The sequence below is a fragment of the Ruegeria hyattellae genome, from assembly GCF_041537925.1.
In the GTDB taxonomy this organism is placed as follows: Bacteria; Pseudomonadota; Alphaproteobacteria; order Rhodobacterales; family Rhodobacteraceae; genus Ruegeria_C.
This window is the reverse complement of the sequence record NZ_JBGOSH010000004.1, coordinates 469732-488582: the sequence shown is the minus strand read 5'-3', so window position 1 is coordinate 488582 and position 18851 is coordinate 469732. Positions and strand designations below refer to the sequence as shown.

Genomic DNA, 18851 nt, shown 5'->3' with positions numbered 1-18851 from the left:
AAGCCTTTTGCGCTCAAGGTTTTCTTGTTTCTGCCTCGGACCGGCGGTTCGGGCGGCTTGAGTTACCGCATCTCCTGCACCGGTGTGACGCCAAGAATACCAAGACCCGCTGAAATCACAACGGAAACAGCGCGGGCCAGCGCGATTTTGGACTGGCTTGTGGCAACATCGCCATCCTGAATGAAACGCAACTCGTGCAGCTCGTTACCACGGTTCCAGAGCGCGTGGAAATCTCCAGCCAATTCATAGAGATAGAAGGCGATCCTGTGTGGTTCATTGGTGCGCGCGGCGATCTCGACCAGGCGTGGCCATTCGGCCAGTTTCTTGGCAACCGTCAGCTCAACCTCATGCGAGATTTTGCTCAGGTCGGCCCCAGACAGAGTTGCATCATCCACAGCCACGCCCGCCTCGGCGGCGCGGCGCAGCACGCTCATCACCCGCGCATGGGCATATTGAACATAAAAGACCGGATTCTCGCGGCTCTGCTCCAGCACCTTGTCGAAATCGAAATCCAGCGGTGCGTCGTTTTTGCGGGTCAGCATGACGAACCGGGTTACATCCGGCCCGACCTGTTCGACCACATCGCGTAGAGTGACAAAATTCCCCGCCCGCTTGGACATCTTGAACGGCTCGCCATTCTTCCACAGCTTCACCAGCTGGCACAGCTTGATATCGAGCGACACCTGCCCCTCGCTCAACGCCGATACTGCGGCCTTCATCCGTTTGACATAGCCGCCATGGTCGGCCCCGAACACGTCGATCAACGCGTCATAGCCGCGGGTCACCTTGTCATAGTGATAAGCGATATCGGGCGCGAAATAGGTCCAGCTGCCATCGGATTTCTTGACTGGCCGGTCCACGTCGTCGCCATGCTCGGTCGATTTGAACAGCGTCTGTTCGCGAGGCTCCCAATCCTCGGGCTTCTTGCCCTTGGGTGGTTCCAGCACACCTTCGTAAATCAAACCCTTGGCGTCGAGACTGGCCAGCGCCTCTTCGATCCGGCCCGTGCCGTACAGAGATTTTTCCGAGAAAAATCTGTCCATTACGACACCAAGCTGCGCCAGATCTTCGCGGATCAGATCCATCATCGCTTCGGTGGCGTATTCGCGGATGTTCGCCAGCCAGAATTGCTCGCCCTTGCCGACATAGGCGTCCCCAACCTTGTCCTTGAGCGCCTGACCCACCTCGACAAGATACTCGCCCGGATAGGTGCCATCGGGGAACTCGACCGCTTCGCCATGGGCTTCGAGGTAGCGCAGGTAGACCGACCGCGCCAGCACATCGACCTGCGCGCCGCCATCGTTGATGTAATATTCCCGGGTGACGTCATAGCCTGCGTAGTCCAGCAAGCCCGCCAGCGCATCCCCGAACACCGCGCCGCGCGTATGACCCACATGCAACGGTCCGGTCGGGTTGGCCGAGACATACTCGACATTGACCTTCTTGCCCTGCCCCATGGCGGATTTGCCATAGTCGACACCGCCCTGCAGCACCTCCGCCAGCACCGTTTGCCAGACGGCGGGTGCAAGGCGCATGTTCAAAAAGCCCGGCCCGGCCACTTCAGCGCTGGTGATCCGGTGGTCCTCCGCCAGTTTCGCAGCCAGTGCCTCGGCAATGTCGCGCGGTTTCATCTTGGCCGGTTTCGCCAGAACCATCGCCGCGTTGGTCGCCATATCGCCATGGGCCGCGTCGCGCGGCGGCTCGACAGCCACGTTGTCAAAGCTCAGATCGCCGGGCAGCACGCCCTCGGCCTGCAATTGCGCCAGCGCCTCCAGCACAAGGCTGCGGATCTCGGAAAATAGGTTCATGACGGGCGTCCTCTTGGTTGCGGGCGGTTTATCACGCAAGCCGCCAAGGTCAATGCGGGCGATCCGCGCTTGGATTCGCACCCCAACCCTGTAGCCTGCCGAAAACAACAGGGAGTTTGCGATGAAACGCATGATCATACTGGCTCTGGCACTTTGCCTGCCCTTGATGGCAAAGGCGCAGGGACCGGTTCTGGTGACGCTGGGCGGCGATCTGGCCACATCCAACCTGCCCTCGCGCGGGGAAAAGGATGGCGGCCTCTTTGGCTATCTTGAGATCACCTACGCCAATGGCATGGGCTTTGACGCCGCCACCCTAGGCGCGTTGCAGCAAAAAGAGCTGACCGTGCCGTTCGGACCGCCCGGTCAAGAAGTCGACCGCGCCATGACCGGCCCGCGTTTGGCCGATGTGATGGCACAGGCCGGAGCATCTGGAAAAACTGCCATCCCCATAGCGCTGGACGGCTACCGCGCTGAAATTTCCTGGGACCAGATCGAAAGGTTCGAGCCGATCCTGGCCACTCATGCGGACCAGAAACCGCTTGCCCTGGGTGGATACGGCCCATCCGTGGTGATCTTTCCCGCCGTCGAAGACCCGGCCTTGGCCGAGGAATTGGGCAACCTGCAGGTCTGGGCCGTGTCCTATATCGGGATCGAGTAAGCCAGCTTTGAGCACGCAATTTCTGCCGAAAGCCGTTTCACGCCTTTCGGATCGCGCTTCAGAGCCGCGCCGGATCAGCCCCGGTCAGACGCGCATGATCCTGCACCGCAAACCGGTCCGTCATGCCCGAAACATAATCCGACACGATCCGCGCCAGCGCGGTTTCGTCCGGGGCGGTGTCGATCTCGGGGTGCCAACCCTTGGGCATCTGATGCGGATCATTCAGGTAGATCGGGAATAGTTCTTCCACGATTTCCGAGACTTCCGCTCGCTTCTTCATAACACTGGGTGCGCGATACATCCGCGTGAAAAGAAAAGCCCTTATCTCTTTCAGATCGCGCCAGAGCGCATCTGAAAAGGCAATCACGGGATGATCCAGCGCGCGAATTTCCTCCACCGAAGCTGCGCCGCTTGCCGCGAGCCGCGCCCGCGACGTCTCGATCACATCCGACACCATCACGCCAAAGACCCGCCGTAGCGCCTCATATCTGCGGCGCTCGGGATCCAGTCCCGGCCAATGCTGGTCCACCTCAGCGTAACAGGTGCCGATGATGGGCAGCGGCGCGATGTCTGCATCGGTGAACAGCCCGGCGCGCAGCCCGTCATGCAGATCGTGGTTGTTGTAAGCGATGTCATCTGAAAGCGCCGCCACCTGCGCCTCTGCGCTGGCATGGGTGTGCAATTCCAGATCGAAGCCCGCATTACATTCGGCCAGCGCCCAGGGCAAATCGCCCAGCACCGGGCCGTTATGTTTGGCAATAGCTTCAAGGGTTTCCCAGGTCAGGTTCAACCCGTCAAATGCCGCATAGTGCCGTTCCAGCCGGGTCACGATCCGGATCGCCTGCGCGTTGTGATCGAACCCGCCATAGGGCGCCATCAGCGCGTGCAGCGCATCCTCGCCGGTATGTCCGAACGGCGTGTGCCCCAGATCATGGGCCAGCGCCACCGCCTCGGTCAGTTCAGGATTCAGCCGCAACGCGCCCGCGATCGTGCGGGCCACCTGCGCCACCTCAATCGAATGGGTCAGCCTTGTGCGGTAATTGTCACCCTCATGTTCGACAAAGACCTGCGTCTTGTGCTTCAACCGCCGAAAGGCGCTTGCATGGATGATCCGGTCGCGATCACGCTGAAAACACGACCGAAAACTGCTTTCCTCTTCTGCAACCAGCCTGCCCCGCGCCTTTGCCGGGTCCGAGGCGAAACCTGCCCGTTCCATACGTCCTGTCCTTGTCGCCTGCGTCAAGGCTTTCTATATTGGTGATCGCCCAAGAAGAAAACCGCTGGAGTTGGCCCGATGAACCTGCCGCCCAAAGTCACTGACCGCGCCTTCGCGCGCCTCGCCGAGATCGGTGCCGCCGATCAGGGCCAAGCGCTGCGCGTCGCGGTTGAAGGCGGCGGATGTTCTGGGTTTCAATACGACATCGCCCTGGACGCGCCAGCAGATGACGATCTGGTTCTGGAAGGACAGGGCGAGAAAGTTGTGGTGGATTCCGTTTCACTGCCGTTTCTGGAAAACGCCGTGATCGATTTCAGCGAAGAACTGATCGGCGCGCGCTTCGTGATCGACAACCCCAATGCCACCGCCTCCTGCGGCTGCGGCACAAGTTTTTCGATGTAACGGATCGCGGCGCTGCCCCGGTCTCCAATTCCCGCAGGTCTTCATCTTGCTCCACCCGGCTATCTGGGCGATAGATCGACACAGGCAGCCGGAGATCCGCCCATGAAAATCGCCACATTCAACATCAATGGCATCAAGGCCCGGGCCGAGGCCCTGCCCCGATGGCTGGATGACGCCCAGCCTGATGTCGTGCTGTTGCAGGAGATCAAGTCGGTCGACGAAAACTTCCCACGCGAGTTATTCGAAGAGCGTGGCTACAATGTCGAAACCCACGGACAGAAAAGCTTCAACGGCGTGGCGATCCTGTCGAAACTGCCGCTTGAGGATGTCAGCCGGGGCCTGCCGGGGGACGACAGTGACGAACAGGCGCGCTGGATCGAGGCGACCGTAGTGGGCAAGCAGGCACTGCGCATCTGTGGGCTCTACCTGCCCAATGGCAACCCGGTGCCGGGACCGAAATACGACTACAAACTGGCCTGGATGGAACGGCTTCATGGACGCGCGCAGGCGTTGCTGGCCGAGGAAATCCCGGCGCTGATGGCGGGCGATTACAACATCATTCCGCAGGCCGAGGATGCCAAGCGCCCAGTCGCCTGGCGTGAGGACGCGCTGTTTCGCCCCGAAAGCCGGGCGGCGTATCGGCGCATCCTGAATCTGGGCTTTACCGAAGCATTCCGTACCCGCACGCGTGGGCCCGAGCATTATTCCTTCTGGGATTATCAGGCCGGGGCCTGGAACCGTAATGATGGTATTCGGATCGACCACTTCCTGCTCAGCCCGCAAGCGGCGGACCTGATGACCGATTGTCAGATTGACGCGGCGGTCCGGGGCCACGAAAAGCCCTCGGATCATGTGCCGGTCTGGGTGACGCTCGACAATTGAGGCCAGTCAGGCGGCGGGCTCTTGCGTTACGTCGTGGCGATAGAGCCAGTCGAACTGCCCCACCATGCGCGCCGGCGCAACGCGACCCGCCAAGCGCAGCGCCAGATGCGCAGCCCCTCGTAGGGGCGGAAAGCGCAGGTGATATTTCCACGCATTGCCACTGGCTGCCGCGATCACCCGCACTGCCCGCGCATGCCGCCGTGCCTGATAGTGCGCTAACCCGCTTTCGAGATTGTCCGCGCCCGCCAGTTCATCCCCCAGAACCCAGGCATCTTCGAGCGCCATGTTGGCACCTTGCGCCAGAAACGGCAGGGTCGGATGCGCCGCGTCGCCTAGAATGGCGGCGTTAGGACCGTGCCAGTGCTCCGCAACCTTGTGACGGAACAGCCCCCAGAGATTAACCTCGGACACCTGTTCGAGCAGCGCGCCGGCCGTACCCCGGAAATCCGCGAAAGCGGCCCTGAGGTTTTCCGGTCGGTCCTGATGGTGCCAGCCTTCGGCGGTCCAGTTCTTGCGCTCCTGCACTGCGACGATGTTGACGAGGCGACCACCGCGCAGGGGATAGCAGACCAGATGCCGCCCCGGGCCCATGTAAAGCTGCGCCTCAGCCGGCAGATCGATGCTGTTGGGAACCGTGGCGCGCCAGGCCACCTGGCCGGTAAAGAACGGCTGATCGAAACGGTTGAGTTGGCTGCGCAGCCGCGAGTGCAGCCCGTCCGCCCCGACCACCAGATCGGCTCGCATGCGGGATCCGTTGCTCATATGCAGGGTCGCGCACCCGTTCAGATCCGCAGAATCGACCTGCTGTAGCAACCGGATGGGCACGCCGCAGGCCCGCACCGCATCGGCCAGCAGCGTGACCAGATCCGCACGGTGCAGGAAACAGTAACTCAGATCAGGCGCATATGCATCGAGGTCCAGCCGCAAAACCTCACCCGGTTTGCGATAATCCCGGAGAGACACCGCGCGCGCCCTGACGGCTGCCGCGTTCAGGGCGTCGGCCAGACCGAGCGCGTTCAGAACCGCTACACCATTGGGTGAGATTTGCAGGCCCGCGCCCACTTCAGAGATTGCGGCAGCCTGTTCCAGCACAGTCACATCACCGCCCCGCTGCCGCAGCGCCAACGCGGCAGCAAGCCCGCCAATCCCAGCGCCCACAACGACGATTTTCTTATCACGAATACTCATGCCGACCGTTTAACGCAAAAACGCCGGGGCAACAGGCCCCGGCGCTTGAATCGTGGTCGTGTCAGGCGCGGTTAGTCGTCGCGGTGCACTTTTTCGCGCCGCTCGTGACGCTCCTGCGCCTCGAGGCTCATCGTGGCGATCGGGCGCGCGTCCAGACGGCGCAGCGAGATCGGATCGCCGGTGACTTCGCAATAACCGTATTCCCCCTCGTCGATTCGGCGCAGCGCCGAATCGATCTTGGCGACCAGCTTGCGCTGCCTGTCACGGGTGCGCAGCTCCAGCGCGCGGTCGGTTTCTTCGCTTGCCCTGTCTGCGACATCGGGGATGTTGCGGGTATTGTCCTGCAGTCCCTCGATAGTGTCGCGGCTGCCCGCCAGCAGTTCACTTTTCCAGTTGTTCAGCTTACGGCGGAAGTACTCGAGCTGACGCTCGTTCATAAATGGTTCATCCTCCGCCGGTCGGTAATCCTCCGGCAGAAACACTTCCTGTTTCATCTTGGCTCCCTCGGTATGGCCAACTATGTCCGTCATATCATTCGATCCAAGACCATTGGCTCCCCTTCTGACGCAGCATTTATCTGACACGCAGAAGATTGTCACTAGTCAAAGCTGCATCAACACCCCCCAAAAATCCGGAACGTGATGCAATTGACAAACTACACTACAAAGCGTTGTTTTTCTGTGAAATTAGTCACAAATCAGCGCAGATGACGTAGGGTCAACGCCAATCTTCGCTACGCGCAGGGGTGACGAGCCAGGGACCGTTCTGTTCAGACCCGATCCTGCGAAAAGAGCGTATGGTAAACAGCGTCGCATTCTTGCTGCCCGGCTTGCAAATCGCGCTGTGCCTCGCTAGTCCCAGTGGGCGTTTTTCTGCGCATGCCCGTTTACCTTTTCTTCCCGGTTTGGAGACCACAGCGATGACCACACGTTTCGAGGGGACAGCCGAGTATGTCGCAACCGACGATCTGACCATTGCGGTGAATGCCGCCGTGACCCTGGAGCGCCCGCTGCTGGTCAAGGGCGAGCCGGGCACCGGCAAGACCGAACTGGCCCGACAGGTGGCGGGTGCGCTAGGGCTCGACATGATCGAGTGGAACGTCAAATCCACCACACGCGCGCAGCAGGGGTTGTACGAATATGACGCGGTCAGCCGGTTGCGCGACAGCCAGCTGGGCGACGAGCGCGTGCATGACGTGGGCAATTACATCAGGAAGGGCAAGCTTTGGCAGGCCTTTGAGTCGGAACAGAAAACCGTTCTGCTGATCGACGAAATCGACAAGGCGGATATCGAGTTTCCAAACGACCTGCTGCAGGAGCTCGACAAGATGGAGTTCCACGTCTACGAGACCGGCGAAACCATCCGCGCGCGTCAGCGCCCGATCGTCATCATCACTTCGAACAATGAAAAGGAACTGCCCGACGCCTTTCTGCGGCGCTGCTTTTTCCATTATATCCGCTTCCCCGACGAAACCACGATGCGCAAGATCGTCGAGGTCCATCATCCCGGCATCAAAGAGGCGCTGCTGACAACTGCCCTAACCCAGTTCTACGAGATCCGCGACACCTCCGGGCTGAAGAAGAAACCGTCCACTTCCGAGGTGCTCGACTGGCTCAAGCTCCTGCTCGCCGAAGATCTGACGCCCGAGGACCTCAAACGCGACGGCGCCAATGCCCTGCCCAAGCTGCACGGGGCACTGCTCAAGAACGAGCAGGATGTGCATCTGTTCGAGCGACTGGCCTTCATGGCCCGCGGGCAGCGATAAATCCTGCGCCAGCGCCCCTATCAGGAAACGAATGCCCGGCGTTTAGGCAATTGTTTCTCAAATTGTCGACAATACTCCCGTCAGGCGCGAATCCCCCCTCGCGGCCATTGACCTGTCCAAAGAATGGGGCTCAACTGGTTCAATCGTTAACTTCTGAGTGGGGGCAGAAGTAACATGGCGTTAAAAACGACGATCCGCGCTTTGCGGTCCGGCGACAGGCCGGAATGGGCTGAACTATGGACAGCCTATCTTGAGTTCTACGAGAGCTCAGTTTCGGCTGAGGTCTATGACGTCACGTTCGCACGTCTGCTGGGTGATGACCCGGTCGATTTTTCCTGCCTTGTTGCCGTGCAGGACGGTCGGCTGGTCGGGCTGACCCATTACCTGTTTCACCGCCATGCCTGGAAGATCGAGGAAGTCTGTTATCTGCAAGATCTCTATGCCCGCCCCGAGACCCGTGGGACCGGGATCGGACGCGCCCTGATCGAGGCGGTTTATGCTTCTGCGGATGCACGCGGCTGCCCGTCGGTCTACTGGCTCACACAAGACTTTAATGAAACCGCAAGAAAGTTGTATGATCGGATTGGCAGCGTTACGCCATTTATCAAGTACCAAAGGTAATTATGTTCAATCGTTTTATGTTTCCTGTTGTTATGGTCTTGGCCGGATGCACCGCATCTTCGGTCCGGGACATGCCGACGCGGGCGCAGCTATCGCAGAGCCCGCTGCCGCCAATGAAATCCTTCGCTGCGACCAGCGCCCGCGCGCCGGTCCGCTCCAACGCCAATATCGCAGGTGATTTTCTTGCGCTGCATTTCGAACTGGAAAGCGGGCGCGAATTGCCCGCCTTCACCCGCTTCGAACAGCCGATCACCCTGCGCGTAACCGGCGCCCCGCCCGAAAGCCTGCAGAGCGACTTGTCGCAGCTGCTGGGGCGGTTGCGCCGCGAGGCCGGGATCAACATCCGCCAGGTCACCGACAGCAGCGCGAATATCACCATCGAGGCGGTCAGCCGCTCCGAGATTCGCCGCGCCCTGCCCCATGCGGCATGTTTCGTGGTGCCCAATGTCTCCAGCCTGGCTGAATTCCGCCGCAAGCGCCGCAAGTCTGAAACCAACTGGGCGTTGCTGAGCGAGCGCCGGGAGCTGGGCATCTTCATCCCCAATGACGTCAGCCCGCAAGAAGTACGCGACTGCCTGCATGAGGAACTGGCGCAGGCCATCGGCCCGCTGAATGACCTCTACCGGCTGCCCGACTCGGTCTTCAACGACGACAATGTGCATACGGTGCTGACCGGGTTCGACATGCTTATCCTGCGCACCAGCTACGATCCGGCACTGCGCAACGGCATGACCCGGGACGAAGTTGCCAATGCCCTGCCCGGCATCCTGGCGCGGCAGAACCCGCGTGGCGTGCGCGTGGCCGCGCGCCCGGTCTCGAAGACGCCGCGCAGCTGGATCAACGCGACTCAGACCGCGCTTGGGCCGGGTGCCACGCAATCGCAACGCCTCAGAGCCGCGAATGAGGCGACCCGCATCGCGCAGCAACAGGGCTGGACCGACCACCGCCGTGCCTTCAGCCATTATATTCTGGGACGCATGTTGCAGGCCGGAGATCCCGAAACCGCCCAGCAACAGTATCGCAGCGCGCTCTTTTACTTGTCGCAAACGCCGGGGACAGACCTGCAAGCTGCCTATGTGGTGACCCAGACGGCGGCCTATGCGCTGGCCAACGGGCAACCGCAGGACGCCCGCCAGCAGATCCGCCCACAATTGGAGGTGGCCCGGCGGGCCGAGAATGCGGCGCTGCTGTCGACCCTGATGTTGCTCGACGCCGAGGCGCTTGACCTGCAGGGCGAGCGTGACAAGGCCGCCGATGTCAGGCTGGACAGTCTGGGTTGGGCGCGCTACGGGTTCGGCTCGGATTGGGCGGTGCGCGCCAGAATGCAAGAGGTTGCGGCGCTGAACCCCCAGCAGGAACTGGGCGGATAAAACGGCATGATCGTAATCGCGATGGCCCTGATCGGGGCTGTTCTGGGCGGCAGGACCGCCAGAAAACGCAACGGCTCAAAAGCTGACGTCGCGCAATACGCCGCGGGCTACGGAATCGCCTTTGCTCTCCTTGGGCTGATCCTTACCATAGTGATCGACCGTACCCTGATCTGAGCCGACATGTTCCTGCCCTTCTTCGAAAACCTGCGCAGCGCTGGCATCCCTGTCTCCTTGCGGGAATATCTGACCTTTCTTGAAGGCATGAAGGTCGGCCTCGCCACCTATGATGTCGAGGCGTTCTATTATCTCGCCCGGGTCTCGATGGTGAAGGACGAGCGCAATATCGACAAGTTCGACCGCGCTTTTGCCGCCAGCTTCGAAGGGCTGGAACAGATCAGCATATCGCAAGTCATGGAGGCCGTGGACATCCCCGGCGACTGGCTTGAGAAGATGGCCGAAAAGCATCTGAGCGCCGAGGAAAAGGCCGAGATCGAGGCGCTGGGTGGTTTCGACAAGCTGATGGAGACGCTGAAAGAGCGCCTCAAGGAACAGGAAGGCCGCCATCAGGGCGGCAACAAGTGGATCGGCACCGCCGGGACGTCTCCGTTCGGCGCTTATGGCTACAACCCCGAAGGCGTGCGCATCGGCCAGAAGGAAAGCCGCCACCAGCGCGCGGTCAAGGTCTGGGACAAGCGCGAGTTCAAGAACCTCGACGACACGGTCGAACTGGGCACCCGCAACATCAAGGTGGCACTCAAACGCCTGCGCCGCTGGGCCCGCGAGGGTGCGGCGGATGAACTCGATCTGGACGGCACCATCCGCGCCACGGCTGAACAAGGCTATCTGGACGTCAAAACCCGCCCCGAACGGCATAACGCGGTCAAGGTGGTGCTGTTTCTGGATGTGGGTGGCTCGATGGACCCGCATGTGCAGGTGGTCGAAGAGCTGTTCTCCGCCGCCCGCACCGAGTTCAAGCATCTGGAATATTACTATTTCCACAACTGCCTTTACGAAGGCGTCTGGCGCGACAATTCCCGCCGCTGGACGGATCAAATCCCCACCCATGAAGTGCTGCGCACCTACGGGTCGGATTACAAATGCATCTTCGTGGGCGATGCCAGCATGTCACCTTATGAGATCGCCTATCCCGGCGGTGCCAATGAGCACTGGAACCAAGAGGCCGGTCAGACCTGGCTCGGGCGCGCCCGCGACCAATGGCCGTCCAACCTCTGGATCAACCCGGTTCCCGAGAAATACTGGGGCTACACGCACTCCATCACCATGGTTCAGGAAATCTTCGAGAACCGCATGGTGCCGATGACGCTGGCCGGACTGGAACAGGGAATGCGCGAGTTGACGCGGTAACGCAGGGCAATGCCCTCCGTTTTAGCCGTTATGCTGCACTCACCTGGCAAGGCGGTGCGCTTGGCAAAAACGGGTGAACCACGACATCATTGCCGTCACTTTCGATCGCTGTATTGGCCGGAATCTCAGTCCAGCTGTCCTGGTTCGCATCAAGCGGTTCAGACGACACTATGATCCCGAATTCGCTGTTTCGGTAGTGAAGACTTGGGGCATAGGAATCCGATGCATAACGCGCAGCAAACAGGCGTTTGCCATCTGACCAGCACGCTGCAAATCGCATGTAGGGAAGCGCCCTCTGCGTTCTGGAGAGCGCCTCAACACGTTCGACGGCCCGCAGCATCGCCCCGATCGGGTCAACCTCCAGCCCCTCGCCATGTGCGATCAGGAAAATGGCTTCACTCTCCGTGGCCCCAAACCGATGCTGATAAAGATGCGGAGGGATCATGCTATCAAGTTTCTGTCGAATGCGTTCATGTCCCCCTGCTTGGCCATTATGCATAAAGCTCCATCGGCCATATCCAAACGGATGGCAGTTGTTGCGCGATGTCGCGGTGCCCGTGGAGGCGCGTACATGCGCCAGAAAAAGCCCGGACTGTGTGTGATGGGCGAGTTGCCTCAAATTGGCGTCTGACCATGCAGGGTTAGTATCTTTATAGAAACAAGGCTCCACCCGGTTTGAGTACCAAGCCAACCCGAAGCCGTCGGCGTTTATTGAGGTCTTCCCAATCAGGGCATTTCGGCTCTGCTCCACCAACGACTGTTCCTGGTTCATCACCAGTTCATCCAGATAACGCTCTGCCCCAACCCATGCCAAAAACCGGCACATAGCATGTCTCCATTTCTTAGATTGTATTTACCAAGAATAACACCGCGAAACGGATTAATGTTTTCGTTCTTCCTCCATCTGCAGAGATATTTTAATCAAATGACAACACAGATCAGATTTTTCAGTTCAAACCAAACTTGAACTTGAGAAACGTCTGGACGGGGTACAGGCTAACGCTGCCAAACGCAAAAAACCTTTCCCTTGTCTCAAAACCAACACGACCACATATCTACCCCATGCTGAAGTTCACCCCGATCCTTCTGGCGATTGCCTATGCGCTGGTAATGTACCGTGTCTCGGTCTGGCGCACGCATCGGGAGTTGGATCAGAAATCCACCGAACTGGCCGATCCCGCGCTCAAGCGGATCACCGACCGCCTAGCGGCAGCGCTGGATTTGCAGCGTATCCCGGTCTTCATCTACGAGATCGACCCGGTGAACGGGCTGGCCGCCCCCGATGGGCGCATCTTCATCACGCGGGGGTTTTACCGCAAGTTCCGCAATGGCGAAGTCAGCGCCGAGGAGATGGCCAGTGTCATCGCCCATGAGCTGGGCCATGTAGCACTGGGCCATGCCAAACGACGCATGATCGATTTTTCGGGGCAGAACGCCCTGCGCACCGCTCTGATCATGGTGCTGAACCGCTTCATCCCCTTCGTGGGCGCGATGATTGCCAATATGCTGACCAGCCTGCTGGCCTCGCACCTGTCGCGTTCGGATGAATATGAGGCCGACGAATATGCCGCCGCGCTGCTGACCAAAGCCGGGATCGGCGTCGCGCCGCAAAAGTCGCTGTTCACCAAGCTCGAGGATCTCACCCAGAAGCGCGCGGGCGTGGCACCGGCCTGGCTGATGAGCCATCCAAAGACCGCCGACCGCATCGCCGCGCTGGAAAAGCTGGAGGCGCGCTGGGGGGCGGACGCCTGAGCCGCGTCAGGTGATGCCCGCAAGCGCTTTGGCCAGCCGTGGCAGGCGCGCCTTTTTCAAGAGCGGCCGCATCTGCCACTCCCCGTCCGACAGCGCCCGCGCCTTATCCAGAACCGCGCGGCCCACGGCCTCGATCCCGTGCGGGTCCGCTAGCCAGAACTGATAAAGCAACCCGTCGGGGTCGATACGGGTCAGCCCTTCTTCGGCCAGAATGTTGCGGGGAAAATCCTTGGCATTGAGCGTGATGATCGTATCCGCCGACCCTGCGATGGCGGTGGCCAGCACATGGATATCTGCCGGATCGGGCAGCCAGAGCCGTGCCTCGGTCCCCGGCGCGGGCGCCACCCGTGCCTTGGACCATGCGGCACTCATCAGGGCGGCCTCGGCGCGGGCCTGCGCCTCGCCCTCCGGCCCCAAACGCATCGCTGCACGGGCCCATTCCTCCAGAATGCGATCCGACCATTGCGGCTGGAAATGCCCCTGTTCCGCCGCGCCCAGCAGCATCTCGCGCATGATCGTGGGAAAGATCACGCAAGTATCGAGAACCGCCCTCACAGCCGGAAAAACAGCGCCTTGAGGTAGCCGCTTTCGGCCAGTTGCGGCATCAGGGGATGGTCCGGCCCGGCAAACCCGGTATGGATCAGCTGCGCCTGCCGCCCGGCCCGACCGATGCCGCGCGCCGAGGCAGTGCGAAAGCGCGACAGGTCCGCTGCATGCGAACAGGAACACAGGCCCAGATAGCCACCGGGTTTGACCAGAGATGCCGCCAGCCGCGCCACCCGTTCATAGGCGCGCAGACCGGCCTCCAGCGCCTGCTTGTTCGGCGCAAAGGCGGGCGGGTCGCAGATCACCACGTCAAAGCGGCCAGTTTCCTCACCCAATGCGGCCAGCACCTCGAACGCATCGCCCTGACGGGTGGTTAGGCGATCGGCAAAGCCCGAAGCCTCGGCCCCCTGCCCGGCCAGCGCCAGTGCCGCAGCGGATCCGTCAACTGCCAGCGCCTCCTCTGCGCCGCCCGCCAGCATGGCATGGGCAAAACCGCCCACATGGGAAAACACGTCCAGCACCTGTGCGCCGGGCTGGACCAGCCGGGCGGCAAAGGCGTGATTGGGGCGCTGATCGTAGAACAGGCCGGTTTTCTGCCCGCCGGTCAGATCCGCCAGATAGGTTGCGCCGTTCATCGGCACCGGCACGGGCGCATCCGGCGCAACGCCGCGCAGCACCGAATTGGCATCATCCAGCCCCTCAAGCGCGCGGGTCCGGCCCGAACCGTTCTTGAGCACTGTCTGCACACCGGTCACGACAACCAGCACCTCGGTCAGCAGCTCAAGATGCGCCTCAGCCCAGGCGGCGTTGGGCTGGATCACACAGATATCGCCGAACCGGTCGATGATCACACCAGGGAACCCGTCCGCCTCGGCATGCACCAGCCGGTAGAAGGGTGCGTCGAAGAGGCGCTCGCGCAGGGCCAGCGCAGAGGTGAGGCGCGTTTCGAACCAGTTCCGATCCAGCGCGGCCTCGGGCGAGGCATCCAACATGCGGCAGATGATCTTGGACGCGGGGTTCACCGAAACCAGCCCCAGCGGCGTACGGCCCTCATCCTCGAGCACCGCCAAGGTGCCGGGTGCGAGTTTCTTGGTGCGGCGGTCGGTCACCAGTTCATTGGCGTAAACCCAGGGAAAGCCATGCCGGATGGCGCGGGCATTGGCCTTGGGTTTCAGGCGGACGCGGGGGCGGTCGGAAAGCAAAGAGGGCGCGGTCATGGCGCCCTCTTACTTGGATCGCTGCGCGAGCGAAAGCCTCAGAGTTTGTTCAGCAGTTGGAAGAATCCCAGTTTCGCATTCTGGTAGCCCTCGGGGCTGGTCAGTTCCTCCCGGATCACCTCGGTCAGATGATCGGAAATCCGCTCCTTCTGCGTAAGGCCAAGCGCCTCGGCATTGATCGCCTGTTGGCCGCCATAGGCCTCCAGATCGGCCCGGATGCGGCGCTGGGGCACCACCATCGCGCCAGTTTCGGGATCCCTGAGCGTCAGATCAAAGGTGATCGCATGCACGCCGCCAGTCGTATAGCGGGCCTTTTCGGTGATCGCATGAAAGCGCACCAGTTCGACCTCAACATCGACTTTTCCTGGACCCTCCAGCGGGGTGACGCCGCGGATCAGGGCTTCCTGCATGATCTTCTGCACTTGCGCATGCCGGTCGCCGATCGGGTCTTCACGCCAGACGATATCGCCAAAAGGTAGATAGCGGTTGCGTTCGGACACTTTCAGCGACCGTGGCACCCGCACCTTCACCGCGTGAACTGTTACCGGAGAGGCGATGGGAACCACCGGTTCGACCTGTTCTTCGGCAGGAGGGAGTTCGACCAATTGTCGGGCCTCCACGGCCTCTGGGGTCGAGATGACGGTGGCCTCGCCTGCGTCAACCTGTGGCAGCACCGAGGTTTCGACCAAAGGCAATTCGTCAATGCCGGTGTGCCGGCTGGGGATGTCGGACGTGCTGCAGGCGGTCACACCTGCGCCCAACCCGATCAACACCACTGCTCGCATGGAATTCATTGTTCCTGCTCCTTATGCGTATTGGGGCCTCTTCACGAAACCCGGGTCACGAGGAGAGTCTTGTCGGCAAATTGGGGCAACTGTGGGACGATTTGCAACCAGAGCGGAAATTGTTGTCCAGGTGTGGCCAATCAGCCGCGCTCGCGCGTGCGCCACCCGCCGCGGCGTTTGGGGGTCTGCGCGGTGTTTAATCCCTGCACCAGCACCTCGGTCATCGGGTGATCTGGATGGGCGGCCCCGACCCTGTCATGCAATGATCGGAGCGCCGTTTTCTGATCGATCTCGGCGGGCAGGCTCAGCGCCCAGTCCAGAAAGATGCTGCGGCATTCCGGCGGGGTTATACCGTCGATGCGATAGGCTTCCCGTATCAGCCCCTTGGGGTCCAGAGGATCATTGCCGCGTGCCATTTGCGCCTTCCGTCACCGCCGCCGAGATGATCCCGGCATTTCGTTCATAGGCCGCCGCAAGCGCGGCCTGCAATGCATCGAGCCGGTCGATCCCGCTGCTGCGACACAGGAATGCCACGCCCCCTTCGCCGATCGTGTCGCTTTCGATCGCCTCGTCGGACAAGAGCAGCCGTGCCGCCGATTGCACCGACAGAAATAGCGCGTAGCTGTCCAGCAATTGCCGCACCTCAGCGACATTCAACCAGCCGGCAGCGACCGCGCCGTCCAGTCCGGCCTCCACATCGCGCTCAGGGCTGCTGGACAGAAGTGCACCGGTCTGCGCCACCAGTTCGATATCCAGCATCCGGCCCGGTCCGGTCTTGGCATCCCAAAGCCCCGACGGCGTCTTGGCCGCGGCCAGCCGCTCGCGCATCTCCGACACTTCGGCAACGACCTTTTGCCGGTCCTGAGGCTGTTGCAGCAGCGCGCGGCGGAAATCCTCAATATCGTCGCCCAACCCCTCATTGCCCGCCACAACCCGCGCCCGGGTCAGCGCAAGATGCTCCCAGACCCAGGCCTCGTTACGCTGGTAGTTGGTGAAGCTGGCCCAGCTTGTGGCGACAGGCCCCTGATTGCCCGAGGGGCGCAGGCGCATATCGACCTCATAAAGCCGCCCCTGCGCCATCGGCGCGCTGAGCGCAGTGATAAGCGCCTGAGTCAGCCGCGCAAAATAAGTCCGCGCGGCCAGAGGCTTCGGCCCATCCGAGAACTCGACCTCCTCCGGATCATAGATCAGAATCATGTCGAGGTCCGAGGCCGCGTTGAGTTGCCCGGCCCCCAACGATCCCATTCCCAGAACCGCCACCCCCCGTCCCGGTGCCGGGCCGTGCTTGATGGCAAAATTCTCCATCACCACAGGCAGTACGGACAGAATCACCGCATCGGCCAGATCGGCATATTGCGCTCCGGCAGTGGCGCCGTCGATCAGCCCACGAAGGTGATGCACGCCGACCCGGAAATGCCATTCCTTCTTCCAGCGCCGGGCCAGATCCAGTTGCCGTTCATAATCGCCCTCGCCTGCGAGTTGCGCCGACAGGTCCGCCTGCAACGCTGCGCGACCGGGCCAGGCATCAAAGAAACTGCCGCCGATCACCGCGTCGAACACGGCGGAATTGCGCGACAGGTAACCTGCCAGTTCCGGCGCGGTGCCGACGATATCGATCAGCAGATCGATCAGGTGCGGATTGGCGTCGAACAGCGAGAACAACTGCACCCCGGCAGGCAGCCCGGCCAGAAACCCGTCAAGCGCCACCAGCGCCTCTTCGGGTTTGGTGGTGCGGGCCAGACGGCTCAGAAGTTCGGGCCGGAGCCGGTCAAAAATTCGTCGCGCCCGCTGCGAGCGCAAGGCTGGATAGGTGGTCCAGCGCGCCAGCACCGAGGCGTCAAAGGCGATCTCGGGGGGCGGCGCGGCGGCAGGGCTGGCATCGGGGGCAAAGAAATCCTCGGTCAACTCATGCACGGCGGCGAGGCGCTGGGCCAGATCGGCGCAGAGAGCCTCTGGCGTGATGCCCATCAGGCAGGCGACACGGGCGATTCCGTCTTCGGTTTTGGGGATTTTGTGGGTCTGGTTGTCATGCACCATCTGGATGCGATGCTCGACCTCGCGATGGGCCCGGTAATGGGTGGTCAAATGATCCGTTACGTCCTGCGGAACCCAGCCCTTGGCGGCGAGCGCCTGCAATCCGTCAACCGTGCCGCGCTGGCGCAGGTCGGGATCACGCCCGCCTGCGATCAACTGCCGGGTCTGGGTGAAGAATTCGATCTCGCGGATGCCGCCGCGCCCCAGTTTCATGTCGTGGCCCGGCACCTGCAGCGCGCCACCGGTGCCCTTGTTCTCGCGGATGCGCAGGCGCATGTCATGGGCGTCCTGGATGGCGGCGAAATCTAGATGCCGACGCCAGACAAACGGCGTGAGCGTTTTCAGGAACCGCTGCCCCGCCTGCAGATCACCGGCACAGGGTCGCGCCTTGATATAGGCCCCCCGCTCCCATGTTCGGCCAAGGCTTTCATAATAGCGCTCCGCCGCCTCCATCGCCATGCAGACCGGCGTGACCGCCGGGTCGGGGCGCAGGCGCAAATCGGTGCGGAACACATAGCCCTCGGCGGTCTTGTCACTGAGTGTGGCGCAAAGGTTGCGCGTGGCTTTCACCATACTCTGCCGCGCCTCAAAAAAATCGTCCGGGTCATAGCGGGTTTCGTCAAACAGCACGATCAGGTCGATATCAGAACTGTAATTCAGCTCATGCGCGCCCATTTTGCCCATGGCCAGAACCACAATCCCGGCGGCCTCGGCGATATCGTCCTCGCTCTGGCCGGGCAGCTTGCCGCGCCGGATCAGCGCGCCGATCTCGGCCCTTGCTGCCAGTCCCACCGCAAGATCAGCGAAATCCGTCAGCACGGCGGTGACCTGTTCCAGAGGCCAGGCCCCGCTCAGATCCCCCAGCGCGGTCAAAAGCGCGATGCGCCGTTTGGCCTGTCGCAATCCGGGTTTGATCTGATCGGGCGACAGAGCATTGCTATCCTGCATTATCGCCCGTATCGCGGCATCGGGCTCGGCCAGCGCTTGTGGCAGCCATGAGGCCTCCTGCGCGATCAACCCGTTCAGATAGGGGCTGCTGCCCCCGGCCCCGGCGATCAGATCCGCATGTTCAGCGCTTAACCCGGGCAGCAGATCACGCGCTTCCTGTCCCAGTTCGGGGTCAAAGGCGCGCGGCAGGCGGGTGATCTTGAGTGCGGGTGCCATGATGCACGTTGCACAGCGATTTGGGTGTTCGTCAACGCGTAATAGCAGGAGAAAACAGGTGAAATCCACCGTTATGTA

19 protein-coding genes are annotated in these 18851 nt (G+C 61.6%); 9 read left to right on the top strand and 10 right to left on the bottom strand.

From position 1 onward, the window contains the following. Positions 1 to 62 precede the first annotated feature (62 nt). Positions 63 to 1808, bottom strand: coding sequence for an arginine--tRNA ligase (gene argS / locus AB1E33_RS13175; protein WP_372577735.1), 1746 nt, complete (start codon positions 1806 to 1808; stop codon positions 63 to 65). Between the two features lie 121 nt (positions 1809 to 1929). On the opposite strand from argS, the gene AB1E33_RS13170 reads away from it, so the two are divergent. Continuing rightward, positions 1930 to 2466: a hypothetical protein gene (locus AB1E33_RS13170; protein WP_372577734.1), complete on the top strand. Its 537-nt coding sequence runs from the start codon at positions 1930 to 1932 to the stop codon at positions 2464 to 2466. 58 nt (positions 2467 to 2524) lie between these two features. Here the strand turns inward: AB1E33_RS13170 and AB1E33_RS13165 are convergent, their stop codons facing one another. Beyond that, positions 2525 to 3709, bottom strand: coding sequence for a deoxyguanosinetriphosphate triphosphohydrolase (locus AB1E33_RS13165; protein ID WP_372577733.1), 1185 nt, complete (start codon positions 3707 to 3709; stop codon positions 2525 to 2527). A gap of 51 nt (positions 3710 to 3760) precedes the next feature. On the opposite strand from AB1E33_RS13165, the gene AB1E33_RS13160 reads away from it, so the two are divergent. Beyond that, positions 3761 to 4084: a HesB/IscA family protein gene (locus AB1E33_RS13160; RefSeq protein ID WP_372577732.1), complete on the top strand. Its 324-nt coding sequence runs from the start codon at positions 3761 to 3763 to the stop codon at positions 4082 to 4084. Positions 4085 to 4186: 102 nt separating this feature from the next. Next, positions 4187 to 4966, top strand: coding sequence for an exodeoxyribonuclease III (gene xth / locus AB1E33_RS13155; protein ID WP_372577731.1), 780 nt, complete (start codon positions 4187 to 4189; stop codon positions 4964 to 4966). 6 nt (positions 4967 to 4972) lie between these two features. Here xth and AB1E33_RS13150 read toward each other — a convergent pair whose 3' ends face one another. Next, positions 4973 to 6154: an FAD-dependent monooxygenase gene (locus tag AB1E33_RS13150; protein ID WP_372577730.1), complete on the bottom strand. Its 1182-nt coding sequence runs from the start codon at positions 6152 to 6154 to the stop codon at positions 4973 to 4975. A gap of 71 nt (positions 6155 to 6225) precedes the next feature. Then, positions 6226 to 6648, bottom strand: a complete 423-nt coding sequence (gene dksA / locus AB1E33_RS13145) for an RNA polymerase-binding protein DksA (RefSeq protein WP_372577729.1) — start codon at positions 6646 to 6648, stop codon at positions 6226 to 6228. 425 nt (positions 6649 to 7073) lie between these two features. On the opposite strand from dksA, the gene AB1E33_RS13140 reads away from it, so the two are divergent. From AB1E33_RS13140 to AB1E33_RS13120, 5 genes are all read left to right on the top strand, one after another. Continuing rightward, positions 7074 to 7919, top strand: coding sequence for an AAA family ATPase (locus AB1E33_RS13140; protein WP_372577728.1), 846 nt, complete (start codon positions 7074 to 7076; stop codon positions 7917 to 7919). Positions 7920 to 8093: 174 nt separating this feature from the next. Then, a complete protein-coding gene (locus tag AB1E33_RS13135) occupies positions 8094 to 8540 on the top strand; it encodes a GNAT family N-acetyltransferase (protein ID WP_372577727.1) in 447 nt (148 codons plus the stop codon). Between the two features lie 113 nt (positions 8541 to 8653). Then, the gene (locus AB1E33_RS13130) at positions 8654 to 9910 is read left to right on the top strand and encodes a DUF2927 domain-containing protein (protein ID WP_372577726.1); all 1257 of its coding nucleotides are present in this window, start codon (positions 8654 to 8656) and stop codon (positions 9908 to 9910) included. 6 nt (positions 9911 to 9916) lie between these two features. Then, positions 9917 to 10084: an apolipoprotein acyltransferase gene (locus AB1E33_RS13125; protein ID WP_372577725.1), complete on the top strand. Its 168-nt coding sequence runs from the start codon at positions 9917 to 9919 to the stop codon at positions 10082 to 10084. A gap of 6 nt (positions 10085 to 10090) precedes the next feature. Further along, complete coding sequence (locus AB1E33_RS13120) at positions 10091 to 11275, top strand: vWA domain-containing protein (RefSeq protein ID WP_372577724.1); 1185 nt, start codon at positions 10091 to 10093, stop codon at positions 11273 to 11275. A 28-nt stretch (positions 11276 to 11303) separates the two neighbouring features. Here AB1E33_RS13120 and AB1E33_RS13115 read toward each other — a convergent pair whose 3' ends face one another. Further along, complete coding sequence (locus AB1E33_RS13115) at positions 11304 to 12101, bottom strand: class II glutamine amidotransferase (protein WP_372577723.1); 798 nt, start codon at positions 12099 to 12101, stop codon at positions 11304 to 11306. A 236-nt stretch (positions 12102 to 12337) separates the two neighbouring features. On the opposite strand from AB1E33_RS13115, the gene AB1E33_RS13110 reads away from it, so the two are divergent. Next, positions 12338 to 13027 (top strand): M48 family metallopeptidase, encoded by a 690-nt coding sequence (locus tag AB1E33_RS13110; protein ID WP_372577722.1) that lies wholly within the window; start codon positions 12338 to 12340, stop codon positions 13025 to 13027. 6 nt (positions 13028 to 13033) lie between these two features. On the opposite strand, the gene AB1E33_RS13105 is transcribed toward AB1E33_RS13110, so the two are convergent. The 5 genes from AB1E33_RS13105 to AB1E33_RS13085 form a co-directional block, all read right to left on the bottom strand. Beyond that, positions 13034 to 13582 (bottom strand): RSP_2648 family PIN domain-containing protein, encoded by a 549-nt coding sequence (locus tag AB1E33_RS13105; RefSeq protein WP_372577721.1) that lies wholly within the window; start codon positions 13580 to 13582, stop codon positions 13034 to 13036. Next, a complete protein-coding gene (locus AB1E33_RS13100; RefSeq protein ID WP_372577720.1) occupies positions 13579 to 14790 on the bottom strand; it encodes an RSP_2647 family RNA methyltransferase in 1212 nt (403 codons plus the stop codon). The genes AB1E33_RS13105 and AB1E33_RS13100 overlap by 4 nt, the downstream gene beginning before the upstream one ends. Positions 14791 to 14828: 38 nt before the next feature. Then, positions 14829 to 15584 (bottom strand): DUF6778 family protein, encoded by a 756-nt coding sequence (locus AB1E33_RS13095; protein ID WP_372577719.1) that lies wholly within the window; start codon positions 15582 to 15584, stop codon positions 14829 to 14831. A 131-nt stretch (positions 15585 to 15715) separates the two neighbouring features. Beyond that, positions 15716 to 15991, bottom strand: coding sequence for a hypothetical protein (locus AB1E33_RS13090; protein WP_372577718.1), 276 nt, complete (start codon positions 15989 to 15991; stop codon positions 15716 to 15718). Next, positions 15975 to 18773, bottom strand: a complete 2799-nt coding sequence (locus tag AB1E33_RS13085; protein ID WP_372577717.1) for a bifunctional [glutamine synthetase] adenylyltransferase/[glutamine synthetase]-adenylyl-L-tyrosine phosphorylase — start codon at positions 18771 to 18773, stop codon at positions 15975 to 15977. Before AB1E33_RS13085 ends, AB1E33_RS13090 begins: the two co-directional genes overlap by 17 nt. Positions 18774 to 18851 lie beyond the last annotated feature (78 nt).